This is a genomic window from Anaerostipes butyraticus, from assembly GCF_016586355.1.
Classification (GTDB): domain Bacteria; phylum Bacillota; class Clostridia; order Lachnospirales; family Lachnospiraceae; genus Anaerostipes; species Anaerostipes butyraticus.
The window spans coordinates 157406-173280 of sequence record NZ_BLYI01000062.1; the positions used below are offsets into that span (position 1 = coordinate 157406).

At 45.3% G+C, this 15875-nt stretch carries 15 protein-coding genes and 1 tRNA gene; 1 reads left to right on the plus strand and 15 read right to left on the minus strand.

Translation table 11 applies throughout. The features are described 5' to 3' along the window. Positions 1 to 17 precede the first annotated feature (17 nt). Complete coding sequence (locus JMF81_RS13665; protein ID WP_201311987.1) at positions 18 to 1373, minus strand: sensor histidine kinase; 1356 nt, start codon at positions 1371 to 1373, stop codon at positions 18 to 20. Beyond that, positions 1370 to 2044, minus strand: coding sequence for a response regulator transcription factor (locus JMF81_RS13670; RefSeq protein ID WP_201311988.1), 675 nt, complete (start codon positions 2042 to 2044; stop codon positions 1370 to 1372). The genes JMF81_RS13665 and JMF81_RS13670 overlap by 4 nt, the downstream gene beginning before the upstream one ends. Before the next feature lie 135 nt (positions 2045 to 2179). Between JMF81_RS13670 and JMF81_RS13675 the strand changes: the two genes are divergently transcribed. Then, positions 2180 to 2692: a membrane lipoprotein lipid attachment site-containing protein gene (locus tag JMF81_RS13675; RefSeq protein ID WP_201311989.1), complete on the plus strand. Its 513-nt coding sequence runs from the start codon at positions 2180 to 2182 to the stop codon at positions 2690 to 2692. Between the two features lie 102 nt (positions 2693 to 2794). Here the strand turns inward: JMF81_RS13675 and JMF81_RS13680 are convergent. The 13 genes from JMF81_RS13680 to JMF81_RS13740 form a co-directional block, all read right to left on the minus strand. Further along, positions 2795 to 2867 (minus strand) — tRNA-Thr (locus tag JMF81_RS13680). A gap of 21 nt (positions 2868 to 2888) precedes the next feature. Further along, positions 2889 to 3146, minus strand: a complete 258-nt coding sequence (locus JMF81_RS13685; RefSeq protein WP_201311990.1) for an HPr family phosphocarrier protein — start codon at positions 3144 to 3146, stop codon at positions 2889 to 2891. Beyond that, positions 3143 to 4069: a DNA-binding protein WhiA gene (gene whiA, locus JMF81_RS13690; RefSeq protein ID WP_201311991.1), complete on the minus strand. Its 927-nt coding sequence runs from the start codon at positions 4067 to 4069 to the stop codon at positions 3143 to 3145. Before whiA ends, JMF81_RS13685 begins: the two co-directional genes overlap by 4 nt. Before the next feature lie 3 nt (positions 4070 to 4072). After that, entirely contained in the window at positions 4073 to 4927 is an 855-nt protein-coding gene (rapZ, locus tag JMF81_RS13695; RefSeq protein ID WP_201311992.1) for an RNase adapter RapZ, read from the minus strand. 11 nt (positions 4928 to 4938) lie between these two features. After that, on the minus strand, positions 4939 to 5847 hold the full coding sequence (gene murB / locus JMF81_RS13700) for a UDP-N-acetylmuramate dehydrogenase (protein WP_201311993.1): 909 nt from the start codon (positions 5845 to 5847) through the stop codon (positions 4939 to 4941). Between the two features lie 19 nt (positions 5848 to 5866). Next, entirely contained in the window at positions 5867 to 6802 is a 936-nt protein-coding gene (locus JMF81_RS13705) for an ROK family glucokinase (protein WP_201311994.1), read from the minus strand. Further along, a complete protein-coding gene (hprK, locus tag JMF81_RS13710) occupies positions 6802 to 7746 on the minus strand; it encodes an HPr(Ser) kinase/phosphatase (protein ID WP_201311995.1) in 945 nt (314 codons plus the stop codon). Before hprK ends, JMF81_RS13705 begins: the two co-directional genes overlap by 1 nt. Before the next feature lie 54 nt (positions 7747 to 7800). Beyond that, entirely contained in the window at positions 7801 to 9669 is a 1869-nt protein-coding gene (uvrC, locus tag JMF81_RS13715; protein WP_201311996.1) for an excinuclease ABC subunit UvrC, read from the minus strand. Positions 9670 to 9793: 124 nt separating this feature from the next. Beyond that, complete coding sequence (locus tag JMF81_RS13720) at positions 9794 to 11731, minus strand: FUSC family protein (RefSeq protein WP_201311997.1); 1938 nt, start codon at positions 11729 to 11731, stop codon at positions 9794 to 9796. Between the two features lie 226 nt (positions 11732 to 11957). Then, complete coding sequence (locus tag JMF81_RS13725; RefSeq protein WP_201311998.1) at positions 11958 to 12506, minus strand: Ger(x)C family spore germination protein; 549 nt, start codon at positions 12504 to 12506, stop codon at positions 11958 to 11960. Beyond that, positions 12490 to 13548, minus strand: coding sequence for a GerAB/ArcD/ProY family transporter (locus tag JMF81_RS13730; protein ID WP_201311999.1), 1059 nt, complete (start codon positions 13546 to 13548; stop codon positions 12490 to 12492). Before JMF81_RS13730 ends, JMF81_RS13725 begins: the two co-directional genes overlap by 17 nt. Beyond that, the gene (locus JMF81_RS13735; RefSeq protein ID WP_201312000.1) at positions 13538 to 15049 is read right to left on the minus strand and encodes a spore germination protein; all 1512 of its coding nucleotides are present in this window, start codon (positions 15047 to 15049) and stop codon (positions 13538 to 13540) included. The genes JMF81_RS13730 and JMF81_RS13735 overlap by 11 nt, the downstream gene beginning before the upstream one ends. Positions 15050 to 15176: 127 nt before the next feature. Then, a complete protein-coding gene (locus JMF81_RS13740; protein WP_201312001.1) occupies positions 15177 to 15851 on the minus strand; it encodes a GntR family transcriptional regulator in 675 nt (224 codons plus the stop codon). Between the last annotated feature and the right edge of the window lie 24 nt (positions 15852 to 15875).

The window sequence follows — 15875 nt, forward strand, 5'->3', positions numbered from 1 at the left end:
TATCTGGTTCAAAAAGCCTATCTGTTTTCCGGAAAGGAAAAGGAAAAAACACTGCCCTTTCCTTTCTGGCTTCTGACCCGGATCCGGCCCCCATGTACTTTCACGATCCACTTCACCATGGAAAGCCCCAGACCGGTTCCTTCTTCTTCCCCTCTGCTTTTATCTTCCCGGTAAAAGCGGTTCCATATCTTGTCCAGATTTTCCTTCCGGATTCCGATTCCGTCATCTTCCACTTCCCCGTTTACCATTCCATTTTTTTCAAACACCCGGACCCAGACATTGCCGCCTTCCCTTCCATAAAGGACCGCATTCTGGATCAGATTCATCATCATCCGCATCAACAGCGTCTGGTCTCCCCGCACGATCTGCTGCTCCTGCACATCCACATGGATCGAAATTCCCCGTCCGGCCGCCTGGCTCTCCATTTCCTCAGAAACGATTTCCGCCAGCATTCCAAAATCCACATCCTCAAACTGTTCCGGATCTGCCATCTTCTCCTCTCTGGCAATCATGAGCATCTGGGATACCAGGGCCGACATTTTTTTCGCCTGACGCAGTATAACCTGGACTTCTTCTTTCTGTTCCTGACCAAGCTCCCCGTGTTCCAGAAGATATTCACATTGTGATATCAGAACAGCTACCGGCGTTCTCAGTTCATGAGAAGCATCTGACGCAAATTGTTTTTCCTTTTCAAAAGATTTCTGAAGCCGCTCAAACATCTCATTAAACCGCTCTGTCAGATGATACATTTCATCCCGGACTTTTGGAAGCGGGAGTCTCTGGCTCAGATCGTCTCCTCCGCTGATATGATCTGCCCGCTCACAAATATCATCAACCGGACGAAGGGCCCGTTTGGTCATAAAGTATCCGACTGCCCCGATCAGCAGAACGATTCCCGGAAACAAAATCAGCAGCGCTCTGCGGGCCATTAAAAGAAAAACTTCCATATTATGGATGGATGTGATTCCCCGGACCCATAATGCTTTCCCGTTTCCATATGAATAAGCCGCGTCATAGATCATCCACTGCTTCTGCCCATTCTCTATGATCCGTGCATTGTGGGACTGCAGCGCTGTCCGGCTGGGAAAATCAACCGGCATGCTTCCGTACAGAAGCTGTCCATCCTGATCATAGACGCAAAACATAATGCCGTCATTATAAAATTCCGTATCTCCATCCATATAAAATGTGCCGTCCTGAAACCGAATATTTCCCACAAAACCAGTCACGGCTCCCTGGACCTCCTCTTCCGTTACCGACAGCCCGGTCACGTTGGTAAAAATAAAGATTCCAGCCAGCACAATCCCGAGAATGACCGACAGGATTCCCGTATACCAGAGGGTTACTTTCATTTTAATCGAACATTTTCTCATGCTTCTTCCCTCATTACATATCCTGCGCCTCTTACAGTGTGAATCAGCTTCTGATCGAATCCCTCATCAATTTTCTTCCTCAGATACCGGATGTACACATCGATCACATTGGACCCGCCTTCAAAATCATAATTCCAGGCGTTTTGTTCAATCTGACTCCTGGACAGGACCACATTCTGATTCCTCATCAGACATTCCAGCACCATAAATTCCTTTGCTGACAGGCTGATCTCCTTTCCTGCCCGCCATACCTGCTTTGTATCCCGGTCCAGCACCAGATCCGCGATCTTAAGGCGATTGGATGTATACTGGGGCTTCCGGCGCATCATCACACGGATTCGTGCCAGCAGTTCATCAAAGGCAAAAGGTTTTACCAGATAATCATCGGCTCCCAGATCCAGCCCTCTGACGCGATCCTCGATCCCGTCCCTTGCAGTCAGCATGAGAATCGGCGTATCATCCCCTTTATCCCGGACTTCTTTTAATATTGTCAGACCATCCTTTCCCGGCACCATAATATCAAGAATCATACCGTCATAAGAAGCCATTTCAATATAGTCCATGGCTTCCAGTCCGTCTTTACAGGCATCTACGCTGTAATTCTCTTTTTCCAGTCTTTTTTTTAAAACTTCTCTTAAATCTTTTTCATCTTCTACAATCAGCAGTCTCATAATGTACTTATTATAATACAATTTGAAATTATCATAAATATTTTTCTTTTTTTAATTTTATTTTAATGTTTGGGTATTATGATAAAGACAACATAAAACAAAGCCAATTAAAAAAACAAAAAAGGAGGAATTCTTATGAAAAAAGTATTATTATTTTTAGTTTTTACCTTAATGGCAGGCCTTGCACTGACAGGATGCTCTCAGAATGACGGAGGAAACGCAGAAGCCACCACAACACAGGATATCGCCACAGAAGCGGCAGACAGCAGCGCAAAAGACAACACAGATGATGCCGGAGCCGCAACAACAGAAAAAGCGGCTTCCACTACCGCTCAGAATACCAACAGCGGTTCTTATGATTTTTCTTCCTATGAAAAACGGATCGACTCTGTAACCAAAGAAGTGAATAACGCAAAAACAAGCAGCAGCACTAAAACAAATCAGGATCGTTTCTTCGCTCTGAAGCAGAAGATCAACGCAATCGACAACGACCTGGATTCTCTCGACGATACCTTTGAACACGCTTATGAATCCGGTGATATGACATTCGATACGTATAAGAGCAGAGAACGTTCTATTGAAAAATTAGAAGATCAGCTGGATCTGGCCGAAGACGCACTGGAAAACAAATTCGGAATTGATGACTAAAAAACTTTTTGCAATTCTCATAAAATCCTATAAAAAGAAGAAGCACCCTTTCCCGGGTGCTTCTTCTTTGCCGCAAACGGCGCAAATACGCCATTTCTTATAAGCCGAAAATCGGACTTGAACCGACGACCCCTTCATTACGAGTGAAGTGCTCTACCGACTGAGCTATTTCGGCATATATGAAAGCATAGAAAATCTATGCTCCTTTTGTAAGATAATTTTCAATCTGTGAAACAGCTTCTTCTTCATCCACACCGTCTGCTACAACTGTCAGATGGTCGATCTGATAAAGTCCAAGACTCATCATCCCCATGATGCTCTTCACATTCACCTGCTTATCGCCTGCTTCAAACAAAATCCTGCTTTCAAATTGACTGGCCATCTGTACGAGAAATGCTATCGGTCTGTCCTCTTCCTTCAATTCTGCCTGAACTTTGACATTCTTAGAAATCATTCTCTTCCTCCTAATCTCATCTCTTCTGCCATTCTGCTTATTTTCTTCAGCCGGTGATTCACTCCCGACTTCCCTACCGGGGGATCCAGCATATCACCCAGCTCCTTCAAGGTAGCTTCTGGATTCTCCAGACGCAAATAAGCAATGTCCTGTAAGCCCTGATTCAAATGATGAAGACCCTTATGATCCATAATGTACTTAATGTCCTCTACCTGCTTCATCGCAGCAGAAACCGTCTTGCTGATATTGGCCGTCTCGCAGTTTACACGGCGGTTGACCCGATTACGCATCTCCTTCAGAATCCGGACATTCTCAAACTCCATCATCGCTACGTGAGCTTCCATAAGGCTCAATACATCCGAAATCTTAGCCCCTTCTTTGATGTATACAACGTAATACTTTTTCCGCAAAACAATTTTAGCATCTAAATCAAAAAAATTCAAGACTTCTTTTAACTGATCCGCAGTTTTTTTATCCGTTGAAACGATTTCAAAATGATAGTTTTTTTCTGGATCACTCATGGATCCTGCGGCCTGGAAAGCTCCTCTGATATATGCTCTCTTGCAGCACGTATTCTGAAGGACCAGACCAAAATCCTCATGCTCCAGTAATTTCACTGCCTTCAATAATAAAACACAATCAGGATGGTTGTCAATACTTACTGTATAATTTCGACTTTTTTTTAGAAAATCATTTCGGCTGATTTCGATTCTCGCCTGTATCCCAAACACTTTTTTGACCAGCGTATAAAACCGTTTGGCCACATAAACCATTTCTGTGTGGATCTTTATGGAATACTGCCCGTCTTCTTTCCTGATCTCTCCGCAGAATTTCAGAAACCCGGCCAGCTCTGCAAGTCTGCAGTGTCTGGCGCTGGTTTCATTTCTTGATAATTCTTCTTTTACATTGCTTGAAAATGACATTTGCTACCTCGTTATATCCCTATGCTCTACTTTCACAGAATATGGCATTTTTTTCAGCTCCTTTGCCAGGGCATTGGCAATGGTCACTGACCTGTGTTTTCCGCCGGTACATCCCACGCCGATGACCAGATTATATTTTCCTTCTTTGATATAATTCGGGATCAGAAATTCCAGCATATCGTAGAGTTTGTCCAGAAATTCCCCTGCTTCCTCATACTTCATGACAAAATCCTGGATGGGTTTGTCATTTCCTGTCAGAGGCCGCAGTTTCAGATCATAATATGGATTCGGCAGAAACCGGACATCAAAAACAAGATCCACATCTGCCGGTATTCCAAACTTAAATCCAAAAGATACGACCGCGATCTGAAAACGTTCATTTACTTCTCCATCTACATAAATGCGGTCAATTTCTTCTTTCAGCTCACGAATCAGAAGCTGGCTGGTATCAATTACATATGTTGCTTTTTTCAGCAGGAATTTCATTTCCTCCCGCTCTTTGGCAATCCCGTCTTCTACTCTTCCGTCCCGTGACAGCGGATGATTCCGCCTTGTCTCTTTATACCGCTTCAGCAGAATCCGGTTGCTGGCATTCAGAAACAGAATTTCAAAAGAGATTCCCATATCTTTGATCTCCTGAAGCTTCTGTTCCAGTTCCTTAATCCCTTCTCCGCTTCTGATATCGATTCCCAGAGCAACATTCTGGATCTTTACTGTTTTATCCAGTGTAATCTGCGCAAACTTATCCAGCAGTTCCACAGGAAGATTGTCCACGCAGAAATATCCTATATCTTCCAGCATTTTGAGAGCACTGCTTTTTCCTGCTCCTGACATGCCTGTAACGATTACAAATCTCATAGTTCTCCTCTTTAAAACCGGCCGACTCTTTTTACTTCCGGTTCCAGTACAACATCAAATTTTTCTTTTACAATTCTCTGCACATCCCCGATCAGCTGCATAACATCTGCTGCCGTCGCGTGATCCTGATTGACTACAAATCCACAGTGCTTATCAGAAACTCTGGCACCTCCAACCTGGTATCCCCGAAGTCCTGCGTCCTGAATCAGCTTACCTGCAAAATATCCTTCCGGACGTTTAAAAGTGCTGCCGGCACTTGGAAGCTCCAGCGGCTGTTTTGTCCTTCTGGCTGCGGAATACTTATCCATCAGGGCTTTGATCTGCTCGGGGTCTCCTTTTTCCAGAGCAATGGTCCCGCTCAGCACCACATATCCATTTTTCAAAATATTACTGGTACGATACCCAAGTTCCAGATCCTGTGCCGGGATCGTCTTTACTTCTCCTTCCGGCGTAAGAACATCCACTTCTTTTAAGACCTGTACCATCTCGCCTCCGTAAGCACCTGCGTTCATGACCACAGCTCCTCCAAATGTGCCCGGGATTCCTCCGGCGAACTCAAATCCCGTCAGTTCTTCTGTCTGAGCAGCCTTTGCGGCTGTGCTCAGAAGAGTTCCTGCCTGGATGGTCAGCTCATTTCCGCTGACCTCAATGCCGCTGAAATTTTTATAAATCTGGAGCACAATACCGTCCATTCCCTGATCTGCCACCAGAAGATTACTTCCATTTCCAAGGACAAACAATGGAAGCTTTTCTTTCTTCGCAATGGAGCAGACATGTGCAATATCCTCTGTTGTCTTTGGGATTATGAAGATATCTGCAGGTCCTCCGATGCGAAATGTCGTATGCCTGCACATCGGCTCATTGACCAGAACCTGATCTTCCTCCAGTACTTCTTTTAACTGTTCGATTACTGTATCCATGATTCCTCCATTCTGTCTCTTATGAGAGCATCAGGCTTGCCGCTCCATAGATTCCGGCATCATTACCCAGAGTCGCAAGCACAAATTTTCCCTCTTTTGCCTTTCCAAATGTATATGTACCAAAATGTCTGGAGACAGCATCCAGAAGGATCTGCCCGGCCTTAGATACGCCTCCTCCGATAACAAATACTTCAGGATCTACCATCAGCGCGATATTTCCCAATGCCAGTGCCAGCTTCTGCCCCAGTTTGTCTACCTGCTCTGCCGCAAAAGCGTCTCCTTCTTTTGCAAGATCAAAAATGTCTTTGGCCGTAATATTTTCCATGCTGCGCAGTGCCGTATCTGCATCACTTTTTTCCAGCGCTTTCTTTGTCTCATATACAATTCCGGTCGCAGATGCGTATAATTCCAGGCATCCGGTCTTTCCGCAGTTGCACACTCTGTCATCTGCCGGATCCACTGTCATATGTCCGATCTCTCCGCCGTATCCGCGGCTTCCATCTACGATATGTCCGTCAATAATGATTCCTCCTCCGACGCCGGTTCCCAGGGTTACCATGACCGCACTTTTGTAATCCGCCGCGGCTCCTGTCCAGAGTTCTCCCAGCGCGGCTACATTTGCGTCATTGCTGACTTTTACCGGACATCCGATCATTTCAGACAATTCTTCTCCTACATTTACGCTTCCCCATCCCAGGTTCACACATTCATTTACTTTCGTAAATTCAAGCACAGCTCCCGGCACTCCGACTCCGGCTCCGGCCAGCTCTTCCTTTGAAATATTGTTCTTTGCCGCATTTTCTTTCACCGCATTTCCAATATCCTGAAGGATATACTTTCCGTTCTCTTCCGTTCTTGTCGGAATCTCCCATTTTTCCATCAGTGTGCCGTCTTCAGAAAACAGCCCCAGCTTTACTGTCGTTCCTCCAACATCAATTCCATAGATCTTTTTCATTATTTTTCTCCCTCCCTGATCTGTCCTGTGACACGTTTATATAATTCTTCCGCTGCATTATATCCCATCTTCTTCTGTCTGTGATTGATCGCAGCGGTTTCCACAATAATGGCCAGGTTTCTTCCCGGACGGATCGGAAGTGAATGAGCCACTACCTTGTTTCCAAGATATTCCACATATTTTTCTTCCAGACCGAGCCGGTCATAATCTGTCTCTTTGTTCCAGTCTTCCAGCTGAATGACCAGATCAATATTCTGGGTCATTCTCACGCTTTCGACTCCAAACAGTTTTCTGACGTCAATAATTCCAATTCCCCTTAATTCTATAAAAAATCTTGTAACTTCCGGAGAAGATCCGACAAGCGTTTCTTTGCTGACCCTCTTGATCTCAACAACATCGTCTGATACCAGACGGTGTCCGCGCTTGATCAGCTCCAGCGCTGCCTCACTCTTTCCGATTCCGCTCTCACCCGTGATCAGGATTCCTTCACCGAAAACATCTACCAGCACACCATGGATGGAAATGCTTGGCGCAAGTTCCACGCCCAGCCACCGGATTACCTCTGCCATAAACTCAGAAGTCGTCTCTCTGGATATGAGGATCGGCACGTTATATTTCTTTGCAATATAGGTCATGCGGTTATTCGGTTCCAGATTGTTGCAAAAGACAAGACATGGAATCCCGGCGCTGAAAAGCCGTTCAAAGATAATTCCTTCTGCTGCGTCATCTTTGCGGATCTCCTGCAGATACAGGTATTCCACATTTCCTATGATCTGTATGCGTTTGTTCGAAAAATGCTCAAAAAAACCTGCCAGCTGAAGTGCCGGACGATTGATCTCTGCCTGTGTGATAAAAATCTCACGGGTATTGATTTCCGGAATGACTTCCTTCAGGTTCAGTTGTTTTGTCATGTCGTATACAGAAACTTTATGTTCTTTATTCATATCGATAGATCCCTCCTTACTTTCCAGATATAATTATGTTTATTTTATCATATTTTACACTTTAGAAGAATGGAAAAAGCAGTATATTTTCTCTGCTGTACTCCGGTTCATTCCCGGCACCTTGAGAAGTTCTTCCTGGGTTGCTTCCCTGATCTCCCCAATATTCTTAAAATATTTCATCAATGCCTTCCTTCTCTTAGGACCCACTCCCTTGATATCATCCAGCACTGAATGCACCTGCCCTTTTGCCCGGAGCGAGCGGTGGTATTCTATGGCAAACCGATGAGCCTCATCCTGAATCCTGGTAACCAGCAGGAAGGCTTCGCTGTTTTTTGGAAACATGATTTCCTCATTCTGGTAATACAGGCCCCTGGTCCGGTGATTGTCATCTTTCACCATACCGCAGACCGGTATATGAAGATCCAGCTTTTCAAGCACTTTCTCCGCCACATTGACCTGTCCTTTTCCTCCATCCATCAGCAGCAGGTTCGGAAACTTCGTAAAGCTGCCCAGATCTGTATCTTTTCCTTCCTGACGCAGTTCTTCCAGTTCTTTTTTCCCGTGAAGAAATCTCCTGGTCAGCACCTCTTCCATGCTGGCGTAATCATCCGGTCCCTCCACTGTGCGAAGGCGGAATTTTCTGTAATCCTGCCTGCGGGCTTTTCCTTTTTCAAAAACCACCATAGACGCCACCGTCTGAAAACCGCTGATATTGGAAATATCAAACGCTTCCATCCGGTCAAGTCCGGAAATTCCCAGCAGTCTTTCGATCTCATGAACGGCTCCAATGGTTCTTTTTTCTTCTCTTTTTAATTTATCCCGGTCCATCCTCAGAACATTTTGAGCATTCTCTCTGGCCATTTCCACCATCCGGTGTTTTGACCCCCGCTTCGGCACCTTAAGATGCACTCTTGCGCCTCGGCGTTTCCCCAGCCACTTCTCTATAATGTCCATATCATCGATCGGGTATTCGAGAAATATCTCACCTGGATAATACGGCGTTCCGGCATAAAACTGCTTGACAAACGCTCCCAGGATCTCCGAATTACCTGTCTCTTCATTCAGCTCCATATGAAAATGCTCTCTGCCCAAAAGCTTTCCCTGCCGTACAAAGAAAATGGAAACCACCGCGTCTTTATCATCCTTTGCCATGGCGATCATGTCCCTGTCCTCGAATCCCTGCGTGTTGATCTTCTGCCGGTCCATGATCTTTTCTATGCTGCGGATCAGATCCCGGTATTCCATTGCCTGTTCAAATTCCAGCTGGGCTGATGCCTGCTCCATCTTTCTTTTCAATTCTTTTTCCACTTCTTTATAATTTCCGTTCAGAAAATCTATGGCCTGTCCAATCTGTTCTCCATATGCTTCTTTGGATATATAACCCTGGCACGGAGCATTGCACTGTTTGATCTGGTAATACAGACACGGCCGGTCTTTCCCGATATCTCTTGGAAGCCTTCGGCTGCAGGTACGGATCCGGAAAATCTTGCGCAGCAGCTCGATGATGTCATTGACTGCCCCCGAGCTGGTATAAGGTCCGTAATATTTACATCCGTCCTGTTTCATTTTCCTGGCCAGCAGGATTCTTGGATATTCTTCATTGGTCGTTACTTTGATGTAAGGATAATTTTTATCATCCTTCAGCATCGTATTATACTTCGGCCTGTGCTCCTTGATCAAATTGCTTTCCAGTACAAGGGCCTCCAGTTCTGAATCCGTAATAATGTATTCGAAATAAGCTACGTTCTGGACCATATGCTGTATCTTTACCGAAAGATTCCGGCTGTCCTGAAAATACTGGCGCACCCGGTTGCACAGTTTGACTGCTTTTCCCACATATATGATTTCATCTTTCTTATTGTGCATTAAATAAACCCCTGGCTTTGCCGGGAGTTTCTTTAATTCTTCCTGAATATCAAACACCGCAGATCTCCTTTGTTTTACGTCTCTTTTTCTCTTTTCTTCCGGTCCGCTGTCCGGATGCTTCATATTCTACCATATTTGCATGACAGAAAAAAGAGGGGGGCTTCCCTCTCTTCTCTTTCCTTTAAAATGGAATGCAGTCTCTGTAATTCAGGAGCAGCTCCGCATGTTTTAAATATGCCGTCAGCACATAGCCGATCTCTCTCTCCTGTTCCGGCAGTTCCTTTCTCAGGGAAACGATGTTTTCATACGAAATGATCGGATACAGATCTTCCTGCACTGCGCAGATCACCCGGATCAGCGCCTCTTTTTCTTCTCTCTGAAGATGTTTGGTTCTCACAAGATAATGCATCTGCTCCAGTTCCGAAAACATATGCCACAAGATCAGCATCACGTTTCTTAGTTCCTTCCTCTTTGGCATTTCTTTATGACTGTGCAGATACGCTTCACACTCTTCATACAGCATATGAAAATATGTCAGAATCTCTCCGGAAACAGACAGCCGTGTCAGCCGAAACATCCCACGGCGGATAATATTCCAGTAATTGTTATGAAGCCGGAACAATGCTTTGTAATTATACCGGAACTGAACATCCTTTCGCATCGGAAAGAAAAACCGGTTCCCTATGAATACGATCAGAACCGCCGCTCCCAGATAAATCAGACGCAGAGTAATCGCTGTCGTCTCATTCATCATCATTGCAGCAAGGGTCAGTGCATAGCAGGTGGAAAAAATCGGATGATACCAGGTTCCCGGAACCGCACAGTACATCAGTGAGATCATCAGGAGAGCAAACACCAGCTGCCCCGCAAGCCCCGGCAGCAGCGGATGCACGAGAAATTCCACCCCGCATCCGATCACTGTTCCGATCGGGCGGGTTTTCATGCGGTAGCTGCTCTCCTCGAAACTTGGCTGAAGAAGGAGGAATGCATTCAGCGGGATCCAGTAGGCATGCGTAACCGGCAGAAGATAACTGACCGTACAGCTGATGGTCATAACAATGGAAAGCCGCATGGCAAACCTCATCTCAAAAGATTCCAGAGTGCATCGGAATCGAAACTGATACATTAATTCCCCCCAGTCAATTTTCCTGGCCAGTTTCTTTTCCCGGGGTACTGTCTTATAAGCGTTCAAGATTAATGTCATCATATGAAGAAGGCTTCTGCAGAAAACACGAATCCTTCCTTCCGGCACATTCATGCGATCCAGAAGTTTCTGGGCTGCTGCTGCCTGACGTTCTCTTGCTGCAATTCCGCGGCTGGCTGCTGTTTCCTTCAGGAACAATGAAATCTGAGTCAGCACTACCACATGTCTCTGATCCATTTCTTTTCTCCATTCCTGATCGGACACCAGATAGGAAAATCTCTGAATCAGGGCCGAAACCATATCATACAGCTGGTTTTCTCTGGTCTGTACCGAAAAAAAATTTTTATGATACGACATCTGCTGAAAATCATGTGCCAGACGCCAGAATCGCTCTTCCAGCTCCTTCTGTCTTTCCGGCTGCGCCAGCAGCAGAATCAGCTCTGATAATTCCACAAAAGTTCCGGACGCCGTCTGGGAAGATGGGGCCGGCTTGGATCCAAACCATCGAAAAACCGTGATGGCAGATGCCAGAATCAGCACACACATCCAGAACGCCAGCATTTCTTTTCCCAGCCCTTGAAGATCCGCCGGCGGAATCAGACTGGTAAAAGCAAAGATCATTGCATAGGTAAAATATCCCTTTGGATTAAACTGCGAACTCTGCGTAAAAACAAGCACAAACGGAACACAGATATTCAGCAGGATGCACGCCGCCAGATTCCTGGAACTTAAGTAAGCCAGCAGAATCAGCAGACTGCCGACGACAACCAGACGGATATATCTCTTCCATGTATTGTTGCTGCGTTTATATCTTACTTTAAAAAAAACCGTGATCACGGAAACCAGCATCACGTACTGAAAGCCGAAGATTCCATATACCAAAGCAAAAGAAAGCAAAAAAAATAAGATCACAGGGAATGCCTCTTTTACGGAACGTCTGAATTTGTACAGGTAAAGTATCAGTTTCTTCGGCATAAAACTTTTCCTCTCTTTCATATCTTTCTTTTTTATTATATCACAGGAATCCGTTTTTCTGTGATATAAAAAAATCCTGCCGCTCCCGGCAGGATTTTTTCTATCAAATGAAAAGAGAGGATTAAAATATATGAAAAACTATGTTTTTAGTATATCAAATTCCCGCTTTGATACAATATATAAGAAATAAAAATTTCTAAACAAATTCTAAACAACTATAAACAATTCATTGTTTCTCATCTTCCATGTAAACTCTTCCCAGAGTAAATTTTTTCGGACTGGATATTTTTTCCGAATTTTCCACTGCTTCCACCATATACTCTCCAAATGAGACAGGTATTTTTTCTTCTGCCGCAAACACTTCCCTCAGGGTTTTTTCCGTTTCCAGAACAAAAACAGATTTCGCGATCTGAGGATGAGAAAGCAGTTCCCGGATAACCGCAGGATCTTTTTCCCCATTTCCAAAAATGACAACTTTTAAATGTCCGAAGTTCAGCTTTTTCCTCTGATACTGCCCCCATTTTTTGTTCGCATCCGCAAAGGAATCCGCCAGAAATGTTATGGATCTGGATGGTACTTTAGTTCCTGAATTGCTTTTCTCACCGTCAAAATCTCCATAAGAATAACGCACAAGATATTTATCGTTGATCTTTTCAAATCCCATGGCAAGAATATAACTGCTGTCTTCAATATCCTTCCTGTCTCCGCAGCCTCCCATAACGGCTGTCAGCAGACAAAGCAGCAGACAAACGAGCCATTTACTGTTTCTGCGCATCCGTTTTCCTCCTTCTTGCCATTAAAAATAAGATGACCGGCAGCAGAAGCCCGGCTGCCAGATTTCCATACAGGAACAGATTAAAATGCTCCCATATGATATCCCAGTGGTCAAGCAGCAGATTGGTTCCCAAGAACAATCCTCCATAAGACAGGATATTTCCTGCGATCCTGCCTCTGGTTTGAAAAGCCTGACAAAGCCCCTCATTTCCATAAAACAGATATCCGCTGAAAACGCAGAAAACTCCGACAATCCAGAAAGCAATCAGGAAAATATCGAGCCTTGCCATGATCCCGCCGGGAATTGCCACTCCCTGTGCCATGGACATGACCGGATTAGGATCCATCATAGTCAGTTTTCGTCCAAGGGATCCCAAAACCGCACAGAAAATTCCAAGAAACAATAATCCTACAGAAAGGAAAGATCCTGCTTTCATTCCTCCTTCCTTTATACTTCCGCGGTAAAACCACACCAGTTCAATAGGATGCAGCAAAGCCAGCAGAAGCAGGCTGCCCCGGGCGAACTCTTTCCACTGAAAGGAAGTAATCCAAATTTCTGAAAATGCCAGATCCCCGGCGCTTAACAGCAGCACCGCAAGAACCGGAAGAAGCACAAACCAGAAGATTCCTTCCATAACCCTGGCACGGCTTTTCAGCCCTCTGCGATTCATGTAATATGCCAGAACCAGCAAAGGAAGCCCTACGATAAAACTCTGCTTCTGTCTCAGCATATAAGTCTCCGCCATGGATATGATATATCCGTAAAAAAACGCTGCATTGATCCAGAACCGCAGATAATATAAAATAGCAGCCCACCGATAGGTTCCCAGGACTCTTTCCATGGGGATTCCCTTTGCTGTCCTGGAAGCCATCAGCACATAAATCCATGCCAGAATCCAGACCGCTGCCACTGAAAGGACTGCGCTGCGGCTGTTTCCTCTCAGCGCCGTCTGAGGCAGGAAAAGCGCCGCTGCTGAAAATATCTCCAGGATGAAAATCCTGTTGCCCTGTCTCGCCGTGATCCACTGACCGTTACCGTCCATTTTCATCCTCCTTCTGTCTTCTTCTTGCCCCTTTCCGGGTAAATTCCGGCCGCAGCTTCATGCGGCAGAAGGGCGCGCGCATTACATAATCCTGAAATGCCCATACTTTTCCGTCCCCCTTGGCTGTCGTCGGATACATATATGGAACTCCATAGCTTTCCAGCTGAAAAAGATGAAGAAATACCGCCAGAAATCCCAGGAAAAATCCATAAAGTCCCCATACAGCGCACATAAAGATCAGGAAAAACTTCAGCAGCCGGAAAGCTCCGGTAAAAATTTCATTTGGAATTGAAAAAGATGCGATTGCCGTCAGTGCTACGACAATTACCACAATTGTGCTGACCAGATGCGCTTCTACAGCAGCCTGTCCCACGATCAGCCCTCCTACCACTCCGATGGTTCCTCCCAGCTGTCCCGGCAAACGGATTCCCGCCTCCCGCAGCAGTTCAAACGCCAGTTCCATTAATATAACTTCCACCACTACCGGAAAAGGCACTCCTTCCCTGGCAGACACCAGCGCCAGCAGAAACGGAGTCGGCAGGATTTCCGGATGAAATCCTGCGATCGCCACGTAAAATCCCGGCAGCCCCACTGCAAGAAACGCCGAAAGATACCTCAGGATCCTCGCAAAAGTCGCTGTCTCCCAGCGATTGTAATAGTCATCGCTTGCCTGGAAGAAAACATTCGCCGTTACCGGAAGCAGCATCGCCATGGGAGAATTATCCACAATGACAGCCACTCTTCCTTCCATTAATCCACTGGCCGTTTTATCTGGACGCTGCGTCAGCTGATACATAGGGAAAAGAGTCCTGTATTTCTTCTCCAGAAACTGTTCCAGCATCCCGCTGTCAAACACTCCGTCCACACAAATTTCATCGATTTCATCCTGAATCTGGCGCACTACCGCTTCCGGAGCAAGATCTTCAATATACATTAAAGCATAATCCGTCCTGCTCCTTGTGCCTACCTGTTTCTGGACGACTTTGAGTCTGGTGTCACGGATTCTTCTTCTGACCAGCGCTGTGTTGATCCTAAGTGTTTCATTAAAACTGTCTTTGGGGCCGATCATCGCTGCTTCCTGATCTGCAGTCTGCACTCCCCGGTTTGGAAAAAATCTTGTTGATATAGTCACTGCCTGATCCATTCCGTCAATAAACAGCACCGTATTGCCTGACAGAACGCCAGTCACCGCATCTTCCATTTCTGAAATCCATTTCCGGTCAGCGCTTTCTATAATCCCCCAGTCAAAATTGGCTTTTTCCTTTTTTGTCTCTTCCAGCAGCAAAGGTTTTACAATAGATTCCTGAATCATATCTACATTGACCAGACCGTCCATGTAGACCAGGTAGACTCTTGTCTCTTTTTCTTTTCCAATATGAAATTCCTTTTGGATCAGATCACTGCAGTCTTTTAAGACTTCCCTGACATAAATGATGTTTTCCTGCAGATTTTCTGATATCTTTCCTATTAATTTATGATCTCTGCCATGAAACCGATCCATAATAACCGCCTCTTTCTTTTTCCTGTTATCTGTTATTATGGAAAAAGGCGCCTCATTTTATGCAGAAAAAATCCCTCCCGGATGACAGCACAACTGTCAGTCCGGGAGGGAAACGACCACTCTTCTTTTAATTTTCTTCTTTTATGTTGCGGATCACCGTCATTTCCTGATTATCGATATGCCTCTTCATAATCTTTCTGGCATCTTCTTTTCTGCCTTCAACCATTGCTTTCGCCAGTTCCCGATGTTCATTGAGAAGCACCGTGTGATATTCTGTATCTTTTACATATTCCAAACGATAGCGATACATCTGTTCTCTCAGATTATTGATAATCTGGATCAGTCTTGCATTGCCGGTCGCCTCAAAGATCACATCATGAAAGTCTACGTCACTGTCCGCAATGGCGGCATTGTCATCTGACTCAATGGCTTCCTCAAATTCTTTGAGCGCTTTCTCAAGCTTTTCTTTCACTTCATCATTCATACGTTCTGCGGCAAGTTCTGCGGCAAGTTCCTCCAAAGAACTTCTGACTTCCAGGACATCCCTCAGATCTTTTTCCGTAATCTTGGCAACCTCTGCGCCTTTTCTTGGAATCATCACAACCAGGCCTTCCAGTTCCAGTTTTCTGATGGCTTCTCTGACTGGCGTCCGGCTGACTCCCAGACGGTTTGCCAGGGCAATTTCCATCAGACGTTCTCCCGGAGCGAATTCACCGGTTATGATTGCCTGGCGCAGCGTATTAAATACCACATCTCTAAGAGGCAGGTATTCATTCATATTTACTTTTAATTTATCACTCATCGTTTCTTCCTCCTGCTTCCTCTA